This window comes from Aeromonas sp. BIGb0445, from assembly GCF_024809075.1.
Lineage (GTDB): Bacteria > Pseudomonadota > Gammaproteobacteria > Enterobacterales > Aeromonadaceae > Aeromonas > Aeromonas rivuli.
In genome coordinates this window covers 16,747-35,921 of record NZ_JANUES010000004.1, presented here as the reverse complement: position 1 = coordinate 35,921, position 19,175 = coordinate 16,747, and the positions used below count along the sequence as shown (strand labels likewise).

General features: G+C 62.4%; 22 protein-coding genes and 5 tRNA genes. 5 read left to right on the top strand and 22 right to left on the bottom strand.

Annotated features, from left to right (window positions below):
- Positions 1-638 precede the first annotated feature (638 nt).
- The 9 genes from M2367_RS10090 to M2367_RS10050 form a co-directional block, all read right to left on the bottom strand.
- A complete protein-coding gene (locus M2367_RS10090) occupies positions 639-2,042 on the bottom strand; it encodes an FAD-dependent oxidoreductase (RefSeq protein ID WP_259236612.1) in 1,404 nt (467 codons plus the stop codon).
- A gap of 128 nt (positions 2,043-2,170) precedes the next feature.
- Positions 2,171-2,905, bottom strand: coding sequence for a UTRA domain-containing protein (locus tag M2367_RS10085; RefSeq protein WP_259236611.1), 735 nt, complete (start codon positions 2,903-2,905; stop codon positions 2,171-2,173).
- Positions 2,906-3,118: 213 nt separating this feature from the next.
- Positions 3,119-3,195 (bottom strand) — tRNA-Val (locus tag M2367_RS10080).
- A gap of 15 nt (positions 3,196-3,210) precedes the next feature.
- Positions 3,211-3,287 (bottom strand) — tRNA-Val (locus M2367_RS10075).
- Between the two features lie 21 nt (positions 3,288-3,308).
- Positions 3,309-3,385 (bottom strand) — tRNA-Val (locus M2367_RS10070).
- Positions 3,386-3,401: 16 nt separating this feature from the next.
- A tRNA-Val gene (locus tag M2367_RS10065) sits at positions 3,402-3,478 on the bottom strand.
- A gap of 16 nt (positions 3,479-3,494) precedes the next feature.
- Positions 3,495-3,571: transfer RNA gene (locus tag M2367_RS10060), tRNA-Val, on the bottom strand.
- Between the two features lie 264 nt (positions 3,572-3,835).
- Positions 3,836-5,194 (bottom strand): MATE family efflux transporter, encoded by a 1,359-nt coding sequence (locus tag M2367_RS10055; protein WP_042042504.1) that lies wholly within the window; start codon positions 5,192-5,194, stop codon positions 3,836-3,838.
- Positions 5,195-5,489: 295 nt separating this feature from the next.
- Entirely contained in the window at positions 5,490-5,696 is a 207-nt protein-coding gene (locus tag M2367_RS10050) for a YaeP family protein (protein ID WP_005908580.1), read from the bottom strand.
- Between the two features lie 132 nt (positions 5,697-5,828).
- On the opposite strand from M2367_RS10050, the gene M2367_RS10045 reads away from it, so the two are divergent.
- Entirely contained in the window at positions 5,829-6,443 is a 615-nt protein-coding gene (locus M2367_RS10045; protein WP_224432810.1) for a riboflavin synthase subunit alpha, read from the top strand.
- Positions 6,444-6,562: 119 nt separating this feature from the next.
- Here the strand turns inward: M2367_RS10045 and M2367_RS10040 are convergent, their stop codons facing one another.
- From M2367_RS10040 to M2367_RS10025, 4 genes are all read right to left on the bottom strand, one after another.
- Positions 6,563-6,766, bottom strand: a complete 204-nt coding sequence (locus M2367_RS10040) for a CPXCG motif-containing cysteine-rich protein (protein WP_042042337.1) — start codon at positions 6,764-6,766, stop codon at positions 6,563-6,565.
- A 209-nt stretch (positions 6,767-6,975) separates the two neighbouring features.
- Positions 6,976-7,641 (bottom strand): hexitol phosphatase HxpB, encoded by a 666-nt coding sequence (gene hxpB, locus M2367_RS10035; protein WP_259236610.1) that lies wholly within the window; start codon positions 7,639-7,641, stop codon positions 6,976-6,978.
- A gap of 107 nt (positions 7,642-7,748) precedes the next feature.
- A complete protein-coding gene (gene purT, locus M2367_RS10030) occupies positions 7,749-8,927 on the bottom strand; it encodes a formate-dependent phosphoribosylglycinamide formyltransferase (protein ID WP_259236609.1) in 1,179 nt (392 codons plus the stop codon).
- 73 nt (positions 8,928-9,000) lie between these two features.
- Positions 9,001-9,891 (bottom strand): DMT family transporter, encoded by an 891-nt coding sequence (locus tag M2367_RS10025; RefSeq protein ID WP_259236797.1) that lies wholly within the window; start codon positions 9,889-9,891, stop codon positions 9,001-9,003.
- A gap of 225 nt (positions 9,892-10,116) precedes the next feature.
- Here M2367_RS10025 and M2367_RS10020 point away from each other — a divergent pair, with 225 nt between their 5' ends.
- On the top strand, positions 10,117-10,704 hold the full coding sequence (locus tag M2367_RS10020; protein ID WP_259236608.1) for an FMN-dependent NADH-azoreductase: 588 nt from the start codon (positions 10,117-10,119) through the stop codon (positions 10,702-10,704).
- Between the two features lie 90 nt (positions 10,705-10,794).
- Here M2367_RS10020 and M2367_RS10015 read toward each other — a convergent pair whose 3' ends face one another.
- The 4 genes from M2367_RS10015 to M2367_RS10000 all read right to left on the bottom strand — a co-directional run bounded on the left by M2367_RS10015 (position 10,795) and on the right by M2367_RS10000 (position 13,452).
- A complete protein-coding gene (locus tag M2367_RS10015) occupies positions 10,795-10,971 on the bottom strand; it encodes a hypothetical protein (RefSeq protein ID WP_198135277.1) in 177 nt (58 codons plus the stop codon).
- Positions 10,972-11,361: 390 nt separating this feature from the next.
- Positions 11,362-11,550 carry a DUF4250 domain-containing protein gene (locus M2367_RS10010; RefSeq protein WP_042042341.1) on the bottom strand — a complete coding sequence of 63 codons (189 nt, stop codon included), beginning with the start codon at positions 11,548-11,550 and terminating at the stop codon, positions 11,362-11,364.
- A complete protein-coding gene (locus M2367_RS10005) occupies positions 11,547-12,017 on the bottom strand; it encodes a MarR family winged helix-turn-helix transcriptional regulator (RefSeq protein WP_042042342.1) in 471 nt (156 codons plus the stop codon). Before M2367_RS10005 ends, M2367_RS10010 begins: the two co-directional genes overlap by 4 nt.
- Before the next feature lie 208 nt (positions 12,018-12,225).
- The gene (locus tag M2367_RS10000; RefSeq protein WP_259236607.1) at positions 12,226-13,452 is read right to left on the bottom strand and encodes a YecA family protein; all 1,227 of its coding nucleotides are present in this window, start codon (positions 13,450-13,452) and stop codon (positions 12,226-12,228) included.
- Between the two features lie 249 nt (positions 13,453-13,701).
- On the opposite strand from M2367_RS10000, the gene M2367_RS09995 reads away from it, so the two are divergent.
- Positions 13,702-14,646, top strand: a complete 945-nt coding sequence (locus tag M2367_RS09995; RefSeq protein ID WP_310504065.1) for a S1-like domain-containing RNA-binding protein — start codon at positions 13,702-13,704, stop codon at positions 14,644-14,646.
- 1 nt (position 14,647) lies between these two features.
- Positions 14,648-15,034 (top strand): DUF1289 domain-containing protein, encoded by a 387-nt coding sequence (locus M2367_RS09990; RefSeq protein ID WP_259236605.1) that lies wholly within the window; start codon positions 14,648-14,650, stop codon positions 15,032-15,034.
- Positions 15,035-15,166: 132 nt separating this feature from the next.
- Here the strand turns inward: M2367_RS09990 and M2367_RS09985 are convergent, their stop codons facing one another.
- From M2367_RS09985 to M2367_RS09975, 3 genes are all read right to left on the bottom strand, one after another.
- Positions 15,167-15,490 (bottom strand): HI1450 family dsDNA-mimic protein, encoded by a 324-nt coding sequence (locus M2367_RS09985; protein WP_042042348.1) that lies wholly within the window; start codon positions 15,488-15,490, stop codon positions 15,167-15,169.
- 337 nt (positions 15,491-15,827) lie between these two features.
- Positions 15,828-16,511 carry a monofunctional biosynthetic peptidoglycan transglycosylase gene (gene mtgA / locus M2367_RS09980; RefSeq protein WP_042042349.1) on the bottom strand — a complete coding sequence of 228 codons (684 nt, stop codon included), beginning with the start codon at positions 16,509-16,511 and terminating at the stop codon, positions 15,828-15,830.
- Between the two features lie 49 nt (positions 16,512-16,560).
- Positions 16,561-16,884, bottom strand: a complete 324-nt coding sequence (locus M2367_RS09975; protein WP_042042350.1) for an HI1450 family dsDNA-mimic protein — start codon at positions 16,882-16,884, stop codon at positions 16,561-16,563.
- Positions 16,885-17,112: 228 nt separating this feature from the next.
- Here M2367_RS09975 and pdxY point away from each other — a divergent pair, with 228 nt between their 5' ends.
- Positions 17,113-17,991 (top strand): pyridoxal kinase PdxY, encoded by an 879-nt coding sequence (gene pdxY / locus M2367_RS09970; RefSeq protein WP_259236604.1) that lies wholly within the window; start codon positions 17,113-17,115, stop codon positions 17,989-17,991.
- Positions 17,992-18,068: 77 nt separating this feature from the next.
- Here pdxY and M2367_RS09965 read toward each other — a convergent pair whose 3' ends face one another.
- Together M2367_RS09965 and M2367_RS09960 are read right to left on the bottom strand one after the other, a co-directional pair.
- Positions 18,069-18,410 (bottom strand): antibiotic biosynthesis monooxygenase, encoded by a 342-nt coding sequence (locus M2367_RS09965; RefSeq protein WP_259236603.1) that lies wholly within the window; start codon positions 18,408-18,410, stop codon positions 18,069-18,071.
- A 67-nt stretch (positions 18,411-18,477) separates the two neighbouring features.
- On the bottom strand, positions 18,478-19,068 hold the full coding sequence (locus tag M2367_RS09960) for an N-acetyltransferase (protein WP_259236602.1): 591 nt from the start codon (positions 19,066-19,068) through the stop codon (positions 18,478-18,480).
- Positions 19,069-19,175 lie beyond the last annotated feature (107 nt).

The window sequence follows — 19,175 nt, the reverse complement described above, 5'->3', positions numbered from 1 at the left end:
TATCTGCTCTGTATCTGCTCTATCTGCTCTATCCGATGTCAGGCTCCTATTCCGGTCTTCTCCTCCCTCATTCATTCTCTCTTCGCACGCATCATAGGCCTTGGGCGCAGTGCCCTGGTCCCCTATCAGGGGTATCAGCGTCGGGATACGCGGCTGCTGGAGTGAAAAATCATCACATATGCCATCAAACCAGGATCGTCAGGAAAGGATCCACACCCTGCCACCTCGCAGGAGCAGGCCGTCTACAGGGCGGGGCGAGGGAGGAGGTGTCGCTGGGTTTATAGCGGGTCAAGCGAGGCACTCGCGGAGCAGAACCAGCAGCGGCAGCCGCAGTGCTGGGTTGGAGAGGCGAGACAAGCAAATGAGGCGTCAGTGGCAGGGGGGCCGGTGTGACTAGATGTGACTGTATGGAGAGGCGAGACAAGCAGGTGAGCTGTCAGTGGCAGGGGGGGCCGGTGTGACTAGACGTGACTGTATGGACGAGGCAGCCACTTATCCGGGCTGATGAAATAGGCGCCCTATGGAAAAGTGAGCACCGCTTCTCGGCCTCATTGTGCCGTTGCCGTTGCCTGTGCCTGGCATGGGCCAGGCACCCCCCCGGCGAAACGGGGGGGTGCCAAGGGGATAAGTGGCGCGGTTCAGCCCTTGTCCGCCTTGCCGGCCGCCTCGGCGAGACGGGCAAGATGGCGAGCCCAGGAGGGCACGGGGCGCCCCTCGTCCTCGGCCTGCTCTTTGCGAAGGATGGCGCGGCGCACCAGGTTGGCGCCGAGCCAGCGTATTGGCTCCGGTGGGAACTGGCCCCGGGGGCCCATGGCCAGGGGGCAGTGGCGCCACTCGTTGTCGAGATCCAGCGCCAGGGCGGCGAGGATCTCTCCCCCCATCCAGCTCTGCACCACGCCGTTGCCCGAATAACCCGCGCCATAGAGGACATTGGGGTGATCCTTGAGATGGCCGAAGAAGGGCAGGCCGGTGGCGCTGCGATCAGAAGGGCCGGTCCAGCTGGCGGCGATAGGCAGACTCGCGAGGGAGGGAAAGAAGCCGTCGAGGCGGCGGCGCAGATCGGCGGCGAAGGCGCTGGGGCGATCGAACCAGGGGTGGAGGCGGTTGGCAAACGCAAAGCGGTTGCCCCCCTTGCCCAGCATCAGGCGACCGGCCGGGGTGCGCCGGTAGTAGTGCACAAAGGTGCGGCCATCCACCACGCTGATCCCATCCGTCAGTCCAAGTGCATCCAGACGCTCGGGGGCGGGATCCGTGATCACCATGTCGGAGGAGACCAGGATCAGGTTGCGGGAGAACTGGCGAAACTGGCCCGGCAACCAGGCGTTGATGGCGAGGATCACCTTGTCGGCCCTGACGCTGCCCAAGGGCGTTTCGAGCAGAGGCCTGGCGCCGTGCACCAGCCGGGTCATGGGGGTCTGCTCATGGATGACAATGCCAAGGGCCAGGGCGACCCGGCGCAACCCGCGTACCAGCAGGGCGGGTTGCACGCTGCCCGCCGCCGGGCTGAAGTGGCCCGCCAGGTGCGCCCTGGAGCCGGCGCGGGCTTGCACTTCCTCCTGGGACAAGGATTGCCAGCGGCTGATATCTGCCCGCTCGAGGGCGGCGAGGGCAGGGGCTAATCCTCCCAGCTGCGCCGGGCTGGTGGCGGTGTAGAGGGTGCCATCGAGACGCAGCTGCGCCTCGATGCCGTGATGCTGGCAAAAATCGCGGATGGCAAAGACCGCCTGCTCGGATGCCTGTACCAGCCGGGCGGCCTCCTGTTCGCCAAACAGGCGGCGCAGGGAGGGGTACTTGGTGGACCAGGTGAGCAGGCAGCCGCCATTGCGCCCGGAGGCGCCACTGCCGCACAGCGCCCGCTCTATGATAACCACTCGCAGGGCCGGATCCTGCTGCTTCAATTTGATGGCGCTCCACAGGCCCGTGTAGCCGCCGCCGACGATGGCGATGTCGGCCTCGATGTGTTGCCCGAGGGGGATGGGATCGGCTGGTTGTTCCAGGGCCAGGGCCTCGGCCAACCAGAAGGGAAGTGTTTCTTGGGTCATGGTCTGCCTATTGGTCTATACCAAAAGGCGCCAGTATGGGGGCCGCCGATGACGTTGCCATGACGGCACAGTGACAGCCTGATGGCAGAGGAGTAGAGGGCAGGTCAGGAATAAGGCGACGGTTGCGCTCAGGGGTTTTGGACGAGGGGCGAGTTGACTCGTTCCAGCTCGATGGCCAGGGCGTCATGGCGCCAGTATTCGTGATCGAGTTCATAGAGACGGCCAGCCTCATCGAAGTTGAGACGACGGATGAAGAGGGCGGAGGAGCCAGGGGTGAGGCCGAGCAAGCTGGCGCGCTCCCCCTCCAGGATGATGGGGTAGAACTGGATCTGGGTACGCGTCAGGTAGAGCTGGTAGTGCTCCTCGAACAAGCGGGTCAGGGATTGGCTCAGATCGTGGCGAACAAGATCCGGGCAGCAACTGACGCAGATATGGTTCTCCTCGAGCAGCACGATGCGCCCATCCAGGCTGCGCAACCGCTGCAGGTTCCAACTCTTGGTAAAGGCGGGCAACCCCATGGTCTGGGCCGCCTCGGGAGCCGGGTAGGCGAGCTGGCAGCTGAGCAGCGTGGTATGACCCAGGCGCCCCTGGGCCGTGACCAGCTCGTTGAAGCTGGCCCGCTCGGTCGGGTTGTAGCGCAACCTGGGAGGTGACACATACCAGCCGCGGCGATTCTCCCGATAGATGAGCCCCTTGCCCTCGAGCAGTGCCAGCGCCTCGCGCAGGGTGACTCGAGTCGTAGCGAAGGTCTGTGCCAGTTGACGCTCTGCGGGCAGCTTGCCCTGGGCCTGGATGCGACCGGCCAGGATCTCTTGCTCGATGGATTGACTGATTATCTGATAATGAAGAGCCGGGCTTTGCATGGCTGATCCTGTGATGGAGGCAAGGAAGACAAAAGCGGAAGAGCCGAAGGGTGGTGTCCCCCTGGCGGTCTCATTGGATGACATTCAGATGTCAGCCTGATGACAAGGGACAATAAGGTGCGCTCCCCGAGGCGTCAAGGGCGCTGCCGTGATGGAGGAGGGGGGGGCAGAACGCAAAAATCCCGCACAAGGCGGGATATTTGCGATAAATCATGGTGCGTCCTAGTGGATTCGAACCACCGACCCCCACCATGTCAAGGTGGTGCTCTAACCAGCTGAGCTAAGGACGCATGAATATCAAAATGTGGTGGGTTTAATTGGATTCGAACCAACGACCCCTACCATGTCAAGGTAGTGCTCTAACCAACTGAGCTATAAACCCACGGCTGCTATCGCAGTAATATGGTGCGTCCTAGTGGATTCGAACCACCGACCCCCACCATGTCAAGGTGGTGCTCTAACCAGCTGAGCTAAGGACGCAAAAATTCTGTGCTGATGGTGCGTCCTAGTGGATTCGAACCACCGACCCCCACCATGTCAAGGTGGTGCTCTAACCAGCTGAGCTAAGGACGCATCGCATATCAGAAAGTGGTGGGTTTAATTGGATTCGAACCAACGACCCCTACCATGTCAAGGTAGTGCTCTAACCAACTGAGCTATAAACCCACTCGAAGAGATGAATTCGCACCAGGGACACGATCTACATCACGTCATGGCATTGCTCTGACCAACTGAGCAACGAACCCACTTCATCACGCCAGCTGTGCTGACGTGGACGGCATACTACCCATGGCCCCCAAGGCTGTCAACAGCCGCTATGCACAAAGGGGACTGTTTGCCCAGTTCTTGTGCAGCCTGTTGATTTTGCAGGCGAGCCGTCCAAAAAACCTGCCATCAGACAGCGAAAGTAGCAAGCCGCCACCAGGAGGCTCAGGAGGCGCGGGGAGTGGCAAAGCGGCCATAAATCACCCTGAGCCTGGCACCCAGCATCAGGGCCGCACCGGTCAGGCCGACGATAAAGCCGACCCAGAAGCCCTGTGGTCCCATGCGCGGCACCACCCAGTCGGTGAGCCCCAGTATCATGCCGCTGGGCAGTCCCAGACCCCAATAGGCCACTATGGTGATGTAGAAAATGGCTTGGGTATCCTTGTAACCGCGCAGGGCGGCGGCGGCAATCACCTGTACCGAGTCCGAGATCTGATAGATGGCGGCGAAGAACAGCAGCAGGGCCGCCAGGGTGATCACCTTGGGATCCTCGGTGTAGATGGCGGCAATCTGCTCGCGCAACAGCACCGTCAGGGCGGCGGTGCCCGCGGCGACAGTGATGCCCAGCATCAGGCCGGTGCGGGCCGCAACCCGGGCGTGATCCGGCAGCCCTTCTCCGATGCTGTGGCCGACCCTGATGGTCACGCCTACTCCAATCGATAAGGGCAACATAAACACCAGGCTGGAGAAGTTGAGGGCAATCTGGTGGCTGGCCACTATTTCGGCGCCAAAAGGCGCCAACATCAGGGCCACCACGGTAAACAGGGTCACCTCGCAGAAGATGGCCATGGCGATGGGGAAGCCTAAGCGGAACAGGCGCCAGATCCGGCTGCCATTGGGGCGGCAGAGATTGGCAAACAGCGCAATGCTCCGAAAATGGCTGGAGAACTTCACATAGAGGATCATGGCCAGCAGCATGGCCCAGAGCACGATGGCGGTGGCCACCCCGCAGCCGACACCGCCGAGCTTGGGCATGCCGAAGTGACCGTGGATGAAGATGTAGTTGGCCGGGATGTTGACTGCCAGCCCCACGAAGCCGATCACCATGGTGGGCACCGTATGGGAGAGCCCCTCACTGAAGTTGCGCAGCACCTGGAACATCACGAAGGCAGGCAGACCCCAGAGAATGGCATGCAGATAACCGGCGGTCTTGGCCGCCATGACGGGATCCACCTTCATGTACTCCAGTGCCAGCGGGCTGACATAGAGTGCCAGCATCGCTATCGGGGTCACCATCAGGGCGAGCCAGAACGCCTGGTGCACGGCCGGGCGAACTTCATTCCGCTTACGGGCGCCATTGAGCTGGGAGACGATGGGGGTGAGCGCCATGATGATGCCCTGCACCAGCAGGATCACCGGCAGCCAGAAGCTGGAGGCGACCGACACGGCGGCGAGGTCGACCGCACTGACCTGACCGGCCATCACGGTATCGACGAAGTTCATGGCAATTTGCGCAACTTGCGCCACCAGAATAGGACTGGCAAGACGAATGAGTTGCCTCGCCTCGGACCAATAACGTTGCACTGACACCTCCGGTGGGAACAGCTTGGGCATGACATGATGGAACAAACGAGAAGATCGGTGCACCAGAACGGGGCACCGAGTGAGTCATTCTAACGGCAACTGACCGTCAAGCGAAACGATTGAGTGGGTTCTGCCCCCTATGGGGTAATCTGCTCGGCTGCTCGCGAAGAGAGATTGAAGAGGAGGGGCGGGCCCGACGGATGAGAGCTTCCCCTGCGCCATCACAGGGGAGCGCTGGCGCGGGCCCGGCGGATGAGAGCTTCCCCTGTGCCATCACAGGGGAGCGCTAGAGAGATCAGGCGTCTTCGTGATCGCTGATCAACAGGTTGGCGGCGGCGTAGGCGGCCTGCTGGCGCAATTCGGCGGGTACCCGTTCATCCCGGGCCACCGCATCCAGGGCACGGATGCTGGCGGCGATCGCCTGAGGGACATAGCCCTGATCCCCGGATCCAATCTGGTTATAGGCGATGCGAATAGCTTCACAACATTGATACACCTGCATTATTTACTCCTTGGTAGCCTGAGTGAGCACCTCGCCACTATAGCGAGCAGGGGCTGGCTTGTCAGCCGGTGCCCTTGTTTGCAGGGCGGAGCGAGGTTAACCTGCCTCCTTTGTCGTAGCAGGAGACGAGACATGTTCACCGGCATAGTGCAGGGGACCGCCGAACTGGTGGCCATCGAAGAGCTGCCCAACTTTCGCACCCACGTGATCCGCATGCCGAGCCCGGCTTGGGGCGAGGGATTGGCATTGGGGGCCTCGGTGGCTCACAACGGTTGTTGTCTGACCGTGACCCGCATCGAGGGGGAGCTGGTCAGCTTCGATCTGATGCAGGAGACCCTGCGCCTCACCAACCTCGGCGCACTTGCGGTAGGGGACAAGGTCAATGTGGAGCGGGCCGCCCGCTTTGGGGACGAGATCGGCGGTCACGCCATGTCCGGCCACATCATGGGCACGGCAGAGGTGAGCGCCGTCATCGACAGCCCCAACAATCGCCTGGTCTGGTATCGCCTCGCCCCTGCGCTCATGAAATACGTGCTGACCAAGGGCTATATCGGCATCGACGGCATCAGCCTGACCGTGGGCGAGGTGCGGGGGGCTGAGTTCTGCGTCAACCTGATCCCCGAGACCCTGGCCCGCACCAACCTCGGTTGGGTCAAGGCGGGCTGGCAGACCAACATAGAGATCGATCCCCAGACCCAGGCTATCGTCGATACGGTGGAGCGGGTGCTGGCACAGCGCCCGTCCTGATCCTGGATGGGTTGCCGGTCGCCAAGGCCAGATAAACAGAGCCCGCATGATGCGGGCTCTGTTTATCTGCGGCCAGGTTCAGGAGGGCCGTCATGGCTGGCAGGATGAGTCGTCGAGGCTCAGAACAGCTGTTCGTCATCCGCATCCACAAACAGCTGCAATCTATCCCGCGCCTCGTCCCGGTGCAGACGCAGGTGGATGGGATTGCAGCAAGCCATGCAGTCTTCATAGAACTCCTGATCCCCCTGGCTGGCATCCAGTGCCACTTGGGTGTGGTGGCCGCAATGGGGGCAGACGATCCGTTTGTTGATGTAGTCGATCATGGTGATCTCCCTAAGGCCAAGAGTGAATGGCCAACGCCTAGAGTCTAGTCAGTGGGCCGCCAGCAGACTGGGATCCCGCGCATAAAGGGAACTTGTGGTGGGGGCGTGGCGTGGGATGCAGGGAGAAGAAGGAGCGGATGGCAGTGGGAGTGCAATGAGGAGTGCAATGAATAGCGCCGTGCAGCCAGTGCCTGCACGGCGTATGGCCTCTATTTGCCAGCGACCCAGCAGGCCAGCTGCCCGGCATCGAGCTCGCTCAGGCAGTCGAGTCTGTGATCGGCGATGGCGAGACGAGGGTCATTGATCAACGCAGGATCGGGCACAATCAGCGCCCGCATCGAGGCCGCCTTGGCCGCCAGCAGCCCGGTGAAGCTGTCTTCGATGGCGAGGCAGTGCACCGGCTCAACCCCGAGCTTCTCGGCGGCATGAATATAGACATCCGGGTGGGGCTTGCCGAAGCGCTCCACCTCGGCGGAGTGCACCGCCAGGAAGCGATCGCGAATGCCGAGCTTGCCGAGCACAGCCTCCACCATGGTGAAGGGGGAGGAGGTGGCCAGTCCAATCTTGAGGCCCTGCGCCTCGATCAGCGCCAATGCCTCTATGACCCCGGCCTTGGGCTGCCCCTCGCTCAAGATGAGGGCATTGACCCGATTGAGGATTTGCTGCACCACCTCTTCCTGGCTGGGGCCGCTCCAGGGACGCAGCCGATACCAGTGTGCCACCAGCTGATCGATGCGCACCCCTATGGTCGAGTCGCAGTCTTCCTCCGTATGGGGATGGCCCAGCTCGGAGAAGACGGCCATCTGGGCCCGTTGCCAAAAGGGTTCCGAGTCGATCAGAACCCCATCCATATCGAAGATCACGGCAGCTAGCATCTCGTACTCCTGACAAATTTGAAGGGCAATTATAAACCGGACGAAGAAATGCAAAAGGGGCATTTCGCTGCCCCTTGCGCCTGATCATGTCTGCACGGGATGACAGGTTAAAAAATCACCTCGACCCTGGCGGCGACAGCCTTGGCGCGCTCGACCGCCTCTTCGCACCCTTGCCCACGGGCCAGGGCGACCCCTAGTCGGCGGCGACCGGCGATCTCGGGCTTGCCAAACAGCCGCAACTGGGCGCCCGGTACCAGGGCCAACGCCTCGCCAATGCCCTGGTAGCGGATGTCCTGGCTGTGGCCCTCCCGCAACACCACGGCCGACGCGCTCGGCCCGTAGTGGGTGATGGCCCCGATGGGCAGCCCGAGGATGGCGCGCACATGCAGGGCGAACTCGGAGAGATCCTGGGAGATCAGGGTCACCATGCCGGTGTCGTGGGGGCGGGGGGAGACCTCGCTGAACCACACCTCGTCGCCCTTGATGAACAGCTCGACCCCGAACAGGCCATAGCCACCGAGCGCCTCGACCACCTTGGCGGCGACCTCTTTGGCGCGGGCCAGTGCCAGGGCACTCATCTGCTGTGGCTGCCAGGATTCGCGGTAGTCGCCCTCTTCCTGGCGATGGCCGATGGGATCGCAGAAGTGGATGCCGTCCACGGCGCGTACCGTGAGCAGGGTTATCTCGTACTCAAAGGGTACGAAGCCTTCGACGATCACCTTGCCACGCCCGGCGCGGCCCCCCTCCTGGGCATAGAGCCAGCTCTCATCGAGCAGGGCGAGGTCGCGCAGCAGGCTCTGGCCCTTGCCGGACGAGCTCATCACGGGTTTCACCACGCAAGGCAGGCCGATGGCCTGGACCGCGGCGACAAACTCCTCCTTGCTCTGGGCAAACTGATAGGAGGAGGTCGGCAGGCCCAGGGTTTCGGCGGCGAGGCGGCGGATCCCCTCCCGGTTCATGGTGAGCGCGGTGGCGCGGGCGTTGGGCACGACCCTGACCCCTTCCTGCTCAAGCTCTGCCAGGGTATCGGTGGCGATGGCTTCAATCTCGGGGATGATGAGGTCGGGCTTGACCTCGGCCACCAGGGCGCGCAGGGCGGCCCCATCGAGCATGTCCAGCACCTGGGCGGCGTGGGCGACCTGCATGGCGGGGGCATTGGGGTAGCGATCGGCGGCGATCACTTCTATGCCAAGGCGTTGCAGCTCGATGGCGACTTCCTTGCCGAGTTCGCCTGAGCCGAGCAGCAGGGCACGGGTGGCGCCGGGGCGGGTGGCGGTTCCAAACATCTGATCTCTCCTGATGTCCATGGTCAGGGTTGCTGACCCGAGTGAGTAAAAAAAGAGGCACGCATGGCGTACCTCAGGAAACGGATTTGTGGGCGCGCTGCTCCAGATGAGTCAGCAGCGTGATGGCGCCTATGATGATGGCGGCGCCGAGCCACAATCGGCCGGGAGGCGCCCAGCCAAACACCAGCCAGCCCGCCAGCACGTTCATGGGCAGCTTGGCAAAGTCAAAGGGTTGTACGAAGGAGGCCTCGGCCACGCTGTAGGCCCGGGCGATGGACATCTGGGCCAGGGCAGACAACACGCCAGAGACGGCGACCAGCAGCCACTGGGTTTCGCTCGGCCACTGCCATTGGGGCAGGGCCAGCATGGCGTTGAAGGGGGTGCTGAAGATAAGCAGGTAGACCACGATAGTGTGGGGGGATTCGCTCGCCGCCTGATAACGCACCAGCAGGGAGTAACCGGCCCAGAACAGCGCCGCCGCCACCGGCAGCAGGGAGGCCCAGCTGAAATCATCGGTCCAGGGCGCCAATATCAGCATGGCGCCGACGAAGCCCGCCAGGGTGGCCAGGATGCGCGCCCGGCTCACCTGCTCCTTGAGCAGCAGGGCCGAGCCCAGAGTGGCAAACAGGGGGGAGGTCATCAACAGCGCTATGCCCTGCCAGATGGGCACGGGCACCGCCAGCGCCCAGAGCCAGAACTGGATGCCGATGACTGCCAGGGCGACCCGCAGCAGGTGCAGGCGGAACTGGTTGGTCAGCAGGGATTGGCGCAGGCCGTGGCGGATAAGCCAGGGCAGCAGGCAGACCAGGGCTATCAGATATTGATGGAAGGCAACCTGGGTCGAGGGGAGGTCCAGTTTGAAGCTGACATATTGACTGAGGCTGTTGACGGCGGCGAAGCAGAGGCCTGCCACCATCATCCAGATGGCACCGGCAAAGGGGGCGTGGTTGCGGGAGGGTTCCATGGGATCCGGGTCGCTGAAAAAAGTGCGGCGGATCATAACGGCAATCGTTTGTCCTGCCAAGGGCAGGGCCATTGGCCGCACTCCTTAGGGTTGATAGAACGAGCTATCGTCAAATTTTTTGAATGAGTTGAGCATCTATTTTCGCTATCAGGCCGGAAACGCAGTGTTTATAGTAACCCCATCGACAGTCCTGCTGTCCAACTGACAATCAAATGGAGCATTACCATGGCGAATATCCTCGTACTCAAATCCAGCATCCTGGGTCAATACTCACAATCCAATGCCCTTATCGACGGCTATCTGGCCGAGCGTCAGGGAGACAAGGTGCAGGTGCGTGATCTGGCGGCCCTGGATCTGCCGGTGTTGGATGGCGAGCTGGCCACGGGTCTGCGCGGCGGCGAAAACCTCAATGAGCGTCAACTGGCCGTGCTGGCCCAGTCCGATGAACTGATTGCCGAGCTCAAGGCGAGTGACCTGGTGATCATCGCGGCCCCCATGTACAACTTCAACATCCCGACCCAGCTGAAAAACTGGATTGACTTGATTGCCCGTGCCGGCGTCACCTTCCGCTACACCGAAACCGGTCCGGTCGGCCTGGTCGACAGTACCCGCGCCCTGGTAGTCAGCCCCCGTGGCGGTTTGCACCTGGGTAACCCCACCGATCTGGTCACCCCCTACATGCGTACCGTGCTCGGCTTCATCGGTATCAACGAGGTGGACTTCATCTACGCCGAAGGCATGGGCATGGGCCCGGAAGCACAAGCCAAGGGCATTGAAACCGCCAAGACCCAGTTTGAGGCGTTGGCCTACTGAGGGTTGAGCTAAACGGCGCAACCAGCTCCCAACAAAAAACGCAGCCTCGGCTGCGTTTTTTGTTTCGATGATCCGGGCATCAGGCTTGGACTACTCCAGGATGAAGCGGCGACAGCCGCCCAGAACCAGCAGCAGGACCACAACCAGCGAGCCAATGAGCACCAGGCTTAACCACTGTTCGGCATTGCCGGGCAGGGTCGGGGTGAACAGGCTGATCATCAGCAGGGCGCAGAGGGTGATCAAGCTGGTCTGTCGGGTTGGGATCATGGGTACCTCCTTGTGGGTTGTGCGAGAGAGTAATCGTCGCAGATGACAGTTTGATGCATCCGTGCACCAGGCTGTGTGGCGTCCCGCCCTCATATCGAGGTGCTGATCAGGCACTTCTCTATGGGGAGGGAATCTTATCCTAGCAGTTTTTTTGGGCCGGGATCGACGGGGACGTCGCGCTGTGATCCCGATCTCGGTTGAGATGAGATCGGATCCGCCGATGATGGGGCTATCCCCCCTTTGCCGAGGGGGCTGCGGATGGCGGCCTGCTCTGCGATGGACGGGATTCAGGGATGGTTGCAGGTCGCAAGCGACGGTATGCCTAGCGCCGGTATCTTGCGGCTATCTGAGGCCTTCATCGGCACCGTTTGCCCGGGCTCTACTGTTGCCTTAGCGAAACTGCTGCTGTTGGGCCTGATAGTGAAAATCGCCACTGGCGAGACGGGCCTCGAGGGCAGCTCTGTCGATATCCTGGGCCCGGCACAGATCGTCCAGATCAGCGTAGTGATCCCGCAGCTGCATATTGACCAGACTCAGCAGCATGTTGACGTCCATGGTATTGAAGCGTTGCAGATTCATGGTTGCTGCTCCTCGTCGAGCTTGTGCAGCTGCTCCATGGCCTCGTTCACGCTCTGCAGATGCTGGCGTATGCTTTGGCGCGCTTCGCTTGGCAGATAGTCGGTCAGGGTATGCTGCCAACTGCTCGCCTCGCTCTTGAGCTGGGAGAACAGGGTCTCGCCCTGCTCGGTGAGGGAGACCAGGCTGACCCGCTTGTCCTGTTCGCTGCTCTGGGCTTGGAGTATGCCCTTCTCACTGAGGCGATGGATCTCCCGGGAGATGCGCACCTTGTCCATGCCGCTGGCTTCCACCAACTCTTTCTGGCTGATGGGGTAGTTGGGGCCAAGCACCATCATCAGGCGCCACTGGGGCACGGTCAGCTGGTAGCGGGCCTGATAGAACTGCTCGAAGGTCTCCCGCACCATTTCGGCGGCGTGCACCAGCTGGTAAGGGGGATAGTGCGCAAGCAGACCGATGAGTTTTTGCATGTGAACTCCTGCTGTTATCACTGCATCGGATGCAGTTTCTCTTGATACTTTGATGATACGTAACTCAGGAGCCTTTGTCTGAAAAAGGGCCCGAGAATTGTGCACTGGCGCACGGCGCAGCAGGCAAAAGGTGCAAAAATGCGTTCCAAATGACCATCCACGCCCTGTCAGATTAGCCCTATCTCCCAGCTTCGCCTGGCACTTTGCCTTATTTTGCCTGCGCCCGTAGCCAGAGCAGTGCTCCCTCTGCCAGCCAGGCGGTGCGTCCCTGCAGGGCATAGCTGGCGGCCTCGTCCCGGCTCCCGCTCTGCCAATAGTGAGGCGCCTGCTTGGGCAGTTTGCGCTGGCCGAGCAGGTATGCTGGCACATGGGCATTGCTGGCCAGCGCCCGGGCCAGGCTCTTCTTCGCCTGGTCTGGCTCTTTGCGAGCAAACCACATCAGGGCCTGACTGTAGAGCAGGGCGCAGGAGGCCTCATCGAAGCGGGTCAGCAACGCCTCGAGGGCGTGCCACTCTGCCGTCATGGCATAGAGGCTCGCCAGGGAATAGCGGCAACCGGGTTCATCCAGACGGCAGCGCGCCAGCAAGGCTTCATACTCGCGGCGGGCCTGGGGCAGCAACCCCAGCTCGAACAGGCAATCGGCTCGTCCCGCCCAGGCGGCGAGCAGAGGGCGCGCCTCCTGGGCCACCCAGCCGTGCCCCTCCAGCCCTTGCCAGAATGGGTCATCAAAGCGCGGCTCGGCATCCTGAATGATGCGCTCGAACCAGACCAGTCGCGCCTGAGGCGAGCGGCAGGCGTTGGCTTGCTCGAACCAGCTCTGCCACTGCTTGGCCTGTTCGCTGGCCGGGGTGTGTGGTTCTTCTTGAGGCTGGGACCACTGGTGGGCCTCCAGCAAGCCATTGAGCGCACCCTTCATCTGCTGGCGCTGGCGCTTGCAGAAATCGAGGAAGGGCAGCTCGCTCGCCGCCGCCTGGTGCAACATGCGCGCCAAGGAGAGGTCCCGAAACAGGCTGAGCTCGGCGGCCAGGCGCAGGCGGCGCTGGGTGACGGGATCATTGAGATTGGCGGGGGTGGGCCAGCAAGCCAGCCCCTGGCTGAAGCCGTAGCTCCATTGACCCAGGGGATGGCTGGTCTCGAATACCTGTTCGGGCCGATCATTTGACAGACGACATTGGCTGGGCAAGGAGAGCGTTCTCGCATCGGCCTGGGCCTGGAGCTCCTCGATGAGGTGAGCAAGGGCAAGCTCGCTCTTCTCATCGAGGGTTGCCGTGCGGCCCTGGGCCAGCAACCCCTGGAGCGGCGTCTGCCAGTCTGGCTGCTGGGGGCCTGTGAGGCGGGCACAGAGAAAGCCGTGCAGCGCGGGATAGCTCATGTCGTCACCACTTTGCTGCTGCAACCAGCTATTGAGCAGGCGGGTTCGATTGGCGGGGGTCATCAGGGCTCCTCTCTCGATGGATGGCATCTGTATCAGGCACGGTGACACGGCATAAATGGCGGCGTAGTCTAGCCAAAAATGGAGAAGAATGCAGTAAACGGCGGCGAACAGCTGCTATTATCAGCAATCCGGCGAGTGCCTTCGGGACGAAATCCGAAGCTGTCTCGACTAAAAACCGTGCTTGAGAGTGGCAAATGTCGCCCCATATCTCTGCAAGAGACTAGGCCCAGGCCAGCCCTTTGCGGTAATATGCGCGCCCATCCGGGCGCAGTCCGGGGACAGACTGTCCGTGAACTAAAGAGACAAGAGAGCACCATGATACAGATTGGCAAGATGAACAACCTCACAGTGATCGAACTCGAAGACAGGGGCGCCTGGCTTGCCGCCGGTGAAGAGTACGGTGAGCTGCTGCTGCCCAAGCGTCAATTGCCTGACGGGGTTGCCGAGGGTGATGAGGTTGCCGTCTTCCTCTATCTGGATGCCGATTGCGAGCCGGTGATCACCACCGACAAGCCGTTCGCCATGGTGGGCCAGCTGGCCGGTCTCAAGGTGGTCAACGCCAACAAGATTGGTGCCTTCCTGGAGTGGGGCATGAAGAAAGACTTGTTCGTGCCGACCCGGGAGCAGAACAAACCGATGCAGGTCGGCCACGTCTATCTGGTCTATCTGATGCTCGACAACGAAGGGCGCATGGTGGGCACCAGCCGCATCGAGCGTTTCCTTGCCCAGGAGCAGCCGCCCTTCAGGGTGGGGGATCAGGTGACGGCCCTGCCCGGTGAGCACACTCCCCTTGGTATCAAGGTGGTGGTCAACGATCGCTACCCCGGCATGCTGTTCAAGAACGAGGTGTTTGGCCGTGTGATGACAGGTCGTCCCCAGACGGCCTGGGTCAAGCAGGTACGGGCCGATGGCAAGCTGGATCTGACTCTGCAAAAGCCGGACATTGGCGAGCGGATGGACGATGCGGGCGGCATCATCATGACGCGTCTGCGCAAGCAGGGCGGCGAGCTGGCGCTGGGGGACAAGAGCGAGCCGGAACTCATCTCCAAGCAGCTGGCCATGAGCAAGGGTACCTTCAAGAAAGCCATCGGCGGCCTCTACAAACAGGGCCTGATCGTGATTGAGCCACACTGCATTCGTCTGGTTGCCGCCCCCGCGGCGCAGCATGAGACGGCTCAGGGCGAGCAGGACTGAGGTGGCGAGCCCCTGCGTCCAGCGCTGTGAAGCCAGGGACGATCGCTGTCTGGGCTGTGGCCGCACCTTGAGCGAGATCGGGCGCTGGTCCTCCATGACGGAGGCCGAGCAGCTTGCCATCATGGCGACCCTGACGGCCAGGACGCTTGCCTCGCCGAGCCCAGTGGTGACCGTGATACCGGGGCTCGAACAACCTGAGTCTGTTGATCCGGCTTCGACCCATGTCTGCCCCGGCTGTGGCAAGCCTGCCTACTGCGCCGTCTCGGCGGGCAAGGAGATCGGTGAGTGCTGGTGCAGCCAGTTACCGGCTCTGCCCATGAGCGATGCGCCTGCCTGCTGGTGCCAGGCTTGCCTGGGCAAGGCGCTCCATGTCGAGGCGTTGGCCTGAGCCATCCCGGGTGAGTCAGTTGCCAACGAAAGAAGGGCGCCGCAAGGCGCCCTTCTTCGATCGTCATCTTCGCAGAGCCCCGTGCCAGTCTGGCGGTTCGGGGCTATGCTGGCGAACCGTCAAGGTCAGGCATCAGGCCTGTTCGTGGCGAAACCAGCGGACATGAACCTCATCGTCACCCTGCTGGCGGGGCAGCAGGTAGCTGGCGTAGATCACCTCAAACTCCTCTTGATGATCGAGCAGGCCTATCCATACCTCGGCCCAGCGTTCCAGATCCACGGGCACTCCCAGTTCCCGTGACCAGTCGGCATTGGGCAGGGTCGCCTCCACGGCGCCGCGCTGTTCGAACTCCAGGGTAATGTCGACGATCTGTTCGGGCGCCAGCATGTCGGCGGCCTGTTCGAGAAACTGATCATAGGCCCATTCGACCAGCTGATCCGGGGTACGTTGTTCCATGAAATCACTCCAGATGCTTGAGACGCGATACTGTAACAAGGATTGGCGTCGGCAGCCAGCGGGCCCTGTGCTGGCCCACCCCTGTGCAGGGCACTATGCTGATGACCGGGATGGGCGAGAGTGGGTCGAGCGTCCAGACCTTCAGGAGAGTCATGATGAAGCGACGAGGGCAGCGGTTGCAAATTCGGCGCAGGCGGGAGACCTGGTGGTGGCACTATCTGCCTCTGCATCAGGATACAGTGGGTGGTCATCTGGGCCCCCCTGCCTTGGGGACGCCTGGGCAAGAAGCGAAGAGCTGATGCCGCCCGGCATCAGGTCGGGCAGCTGCCCCTCTGTTCTACTCTACTCCGTGTATCCGATTGAGGGTTACTTGGCCCAACTGGCCCATCTGGCGTCGGATCCAGGCCGCCCGCTTGGCCACATAAGGGGAGGGGGGCGAGACGCGATAGCGCCAGGGATTGGGCAGGGCCGCCGCCAGCAGGGATGCCTCATAGCGGGTCAGTCTTGCCGCAGGTTTATGGAAGTAGTGACGGGCCGCCGCCTCGGCGCCATAGATGCCGGGGCCGAACTCGACGATGTTGAGATAGACCTCGAGGATCCGGGACTTGTTCCAGCCCAGCTCCATCAGGAGGGTGAACCAGGCCTCTCCCCCCTTGCGCACAAAGCTGCGATCGCTCCACATGAAGAGATTTTTGGCGGTCTGCTGGCTGAGGGTGCTGGCGCCGCGCACCCGCCCCCCCTGTTCGTTGTGTTGCCAGGCCGAGCTGATGGCCGCCATGTCGAAACCGTTGTGATCCGGGAAGTGCTGATCCTCGGCCGCCACCACCGCCAGTTGCAACTGGGGCGAGATGGCATCGAGCGCCACCCAGTCATGTTCCACCTGCTTGATGGGGGCCGGGGGGGAGATGGCCCGTTCGATGCGCCAGCTCCAGATGGGGGGATCGATGAAGCGCAGCAGCGCGACCATCACCACCGACAGCAGCAGCGCGCCGACCAGAATGCGCCACAGCCAGCTCAGCATGGTGTCAGCTCGGCATGGCACCGGCAACTGAGAGGGGCGACCGGCATGGTTAGTCGGGCAACCACTCGATGTGGCAGAATTTCTCGTCCACGGCACGGGCAATCAGCATGCGGGCGAACAGGTGCTCGACCTCTTGCTCGCTATTTTCCAGGCCGACCCAGATCTCGGCGTAGTCGGCATCCGTCACCTCAAAACCCACATCCGCATCCCAGTCATCACCCGGCTCGGCTTCGGCCAGCAGGCCACGATCGTTGTAGGCCTGGTTGAACAGGGCTATCTCGTGCTCGGGCAGGTTGTCTGAGGCGAGCTCCATAAAGAGTTCGAGGGCGGTATTGAGCAGGGTTTCGACGCTGTGCTGCAAGGGTGTGGACATATGAGTTCCGGTTGATGGCTGATAAGGGGCGGCCAGGCCGCGGGCGCCATTAAACCACAGAGTCGACCCCTCATAAATAGTCAGCCCGCGATATGCCTTGCCCGTCGGCTGTTGCCCCTTGCTGCCCGATCTTGTCGCCAGATGCGGCGAAGGGGACGGGGGCTGGCCGTCACCGGTCTTCATCCGTTATATTGCGCGCTCCTCTATTTTCTGCCTTCGAGCCTTGCCATGAAACGAATTCTCTCCATCCAGTCCCATGTGGTGTTTGGCTGCGCCGGTAACAGCGCCGCCGTCTTCCCGATGCGCCGCCTCGGCATGGAAGTGTGGCCGGTCAATACGGTGCAATTTTCCAATCATACCCAATACCAGGCAGGCTGGCAGGGCATGGCGTTGCCAGCGGGCCATATCCGAGCCCTCGGGGAAGGATTGGCCAATATCGAGGTACTGGCTCAGTGCGACGCCGTGCTGAGCGGCTATCTGGGCTCGGCCGAGCAGGGGGACGAGATCCTCGCGGTGGTGGCGGCGGTCAAGGAGGCCAACCCGCAAGCACTCTATTTCTGCGATCCCGTGATGGGTCACCCGGAGAAGGGGTGCATCGTCGCCCCCGGTGTCACCGATTTTCTCACTCACAAGGCACTGGCGATGGCGGACATGCTGGCGCCCAACTTGCTGGAGCTGGAGACCCTGTGCAGTCTGCATATCGACTCTCTGGCGGGGGCGCGCGCCGCGGCCCACAGCCTGCTGGATAAAGGGGTTCGTCTGGTGCTGGTCAAACACCTGGGCCGGGCGGCCAGCGAGCCGGGACGCTTCGAGATGCTGCTCTGTACCCCGGCGGGGGATCACCTGATCCATCGCCCCCTCTATGATTTCCCCCGCCAGCCGGTCGGCGTCGGCGATCTGATCAGCGCCTTGATGCTGGCCAACCTGCTGGCCGGCTTTGATGCCGTCAGCGCCTTCGAGCGCACCAATGCCGCCGTCGATGCCGTCCTGCTGCACACCTGGCAGCAGGGGGCCTATGAGTTGCAGCTCATTGCGGTGCAGGCCGCCTTCGCCGATCCCGAGATAAGGGTGCGGGCCGGATCGCTGGGGGTGAGTCTGCGTCCTTGAACGGGGTACAGAGAAGTGACAAGAGGGCTCCCACGGGAGTCCTCTTGCGTAGGCTGGCCTTAGCAACCCTGTCCGATTCAGGAGGGTTGCTCGCGCCCCGGATAGAGCAGGGGCTGGCCCGGGGCCTGGGCCATGACTCCCTGGTAATGGAGCACGCTCGGGAAGGGGCGATAGAAGTGATGCAGCAGCGCCTTCCACTGCTGGTATTGCGGCGAGGTCCGAAAGCCCTCGGTGTGATCTTCAAGTCTCTGCCATTGCACCAGCAGCAGGTAGTGGTTGCCCTGCTCCATGCAGACTTGCAACTGGTGACCCAGATAGCCCGGCATGGCGCTGATGAGGGCGCTGGCCTCGGCGAAGGCGGCCTCGAACTCGGCCTCCTGGCCCGGGATGATGGTGAGTGGGGCGACTTCCAGTATCATCTTGACTCCTTCAATGGGGGAGCTTGCGCCAGCCTTCGCGGGCTGGCGCAAGGGGTGCGTGCCAGGCTCAGTCCAGTGACAGCCGTTTGTAGAAAAATTGTGTCGCGGCCAGGCTGCCATCGCCATTGATGGCGAAATCGGGGATCTGCCCCGCGGCCTGATATCCGAGTCGCTGATAAAGATGGGAAGCGACATCACCGACCCGGGTGTCGAGCACCAGCAGGCGGCGCTGTGCCTGGATGGCGCCCTGCTCCATGACGCCCATCAAGGCGCGCGCCAGGCCATGCCCCCGGGCGCCAGGGGCCACCATCAGCTTCTCTACCTCGGCCCTGTGGCTGCCATTGGCCTTGCCACAGAGCGAGAGTTGCACGCTGCCAAGCAGCGCGCCCCCTTGCTGAGCCGGGGCCAGCGCCAACCAGAGTCGGCGATCTCCCCTTTGCAGCCCCTGCTCGACCCCTTGCCAGTAGGCCCTGGCCTCGGCGAGGCTGATGGGCGGCAAGAAGCCGATGGAGGCACCATCCTGAACGACCTCCTGCAGCAGTCGGGCGAGAGGCAGTTCATGTTCGGCCAGGTGAGTCAGATGCAGCAATTGCCAGGGGGCGGCATGGGCAGCATCCATGGACTCAACAGCGCCAGCCGGGTCAGACAGTGAGGGCATCCGTGCAATCCTCTATTTAGTGCACGCCATGGGTGCAATCATTCATCGGGAAATGACGTCGGCGGTGACGCGGTCAACGGCGCGGCACCGCCTCAGCCAGGGGCGGT

Bases quoted from the DNA above. Each gene is read 5' to 3' on its own strand.
- pdxY (WP_259236604.1), top strand. From the start codon at position 17,113: ATGAAACGAATTCTCTCCATCCAGTCCCATGTGGTGTTTGGCTGCGCC.
- M2367_RS10085 (WP_259236611.1), bottom strand. From the start codon at position 2,905: ATGCAAAGCCCGGCTCTTCATTATCAGATAATCAGTCAATCCATCGAG.
- hxpB (WP_259236610.1), bottom strand. From the start codon at position 7,641: ATGCTAGCTGCCGTGATCTTCGATATGGATGGGGTTCTGATCGACTCG.
- M2367_RS10050 (WP_005908580.1), bottom strand. From the start codon at position 5,696: ATGCAGGTGTATCAATGTTGTGAAGCTATTCGCATCGCCTATAACCAG.
- M2367_RS10045 (WP_224432810.1), top strand. From the start codon at position 5,829: ATGTTCACCGGCATAGTGCAGGGGACCGCCGAACTGGTGGCCATCGAA.
- M2367_RS10040 (WP_042042337.1), bottom strand. From the start codon at position 6,766: ATGATCGACTACATCAACAAACGGATCGTCTGCCCCCATTGCGGCCAC.
- M2367_RS10025 (WP_259236797.1), bottom strand. From the start codon at position 9,891: ATGGAACCCTCCCGCAACCACGCCCCCTTTGCCGGTGCCATCTGGATG.
- M2367_RS10010 (WP_042042341.1), bottom strand. From the start codon at position 11,550: ATGAATCTGCAACGCTTCAATACCATGGACGTCAACATGCTGCTGAGT.
- mtgA (WP_042042349.1), bottom strand. From the start codon at position 16,511: ATGCTGAGCTGGCTGTGGCGCATTCTGGTCGGCGCGCTGCTGCTGTCG.
- M2367_RS09965 (WP_259236603.1), bottom strand. From the start codon at position 18,410: ATGATACTGGAAGTCGCCCCACTCACCATCATCCCGGGCCAGGAGGCC.
- M2367_RS09960 (WP_259236602.1), bottom strand. From the start codon at position 19,068: ATGCCCTCACTGTCTGACCCGGCTGGCGCTGTTGAGTCCATGGATGCT.
- M2367_RS09995 (WP_310504065.1), top strand. From the start codon at position 13,702: ATGCGCGCCCATCCGGGCGCAGTCCGGGGACAGACTGTCCGTGAACTA.
- M2367_RS10090 (WP_259236612.1), bottom strand. From the start codon at position 2,042: ATGACCCAAGAAACACTTCCCTTCTGGTTGGCCGAGGCCCTGGCCCTG.
- M2367_RS10020 (WP_259236608.1), top strand. From the start codon at position 10,117: ATGGCGAATATCCTCGTACTCAAATCCAGCATCCTGGGTCAATACTCA.
- M2367_RS10015 (WP_198135277.1), bottom strand. From the start codon at position 10,971: ATGATCCCAACCCGACAGACCAGCTTGATCACCCTCTGCGCCCTGCTG.
- M2367_RS09985 (WP_042042348.1), bottom strand. From the start codon at position 15,490: ATGGAACAACGTACCCCGGATCAGCTGGTCGAATGGGCCTATGATCAG.
- M2367_RS10000 (WP_259236607.1), bottom strand. From the start codon at position 13,452: ATGACCCCCGCCAATCGAACCCGCCTGCTCAATAGCTGGTTGCAGCAG.
- M2367_RS10005 (WP_042042342.1), bottom strand. From the start codon at position 12,017: ATGCAAAAACTCATCGGTCTGCTTGCGCACTATCCCCCTTACCAGCTG.
- M2367_RS09975 (WP_042042350.1), bottom strand. From the start codon at position 16,884: ATGTCCACACCCTTGCAGCACAGCGTCGAAACCCTGCTCAATACCGCC.
- purT (WP_259236609.1), bottom strand. From the start codon at position 8,927: ATGTTTGGAACCGCCACCCGCCCCGGCGCCACCCGTGCCCTGCTGCTC.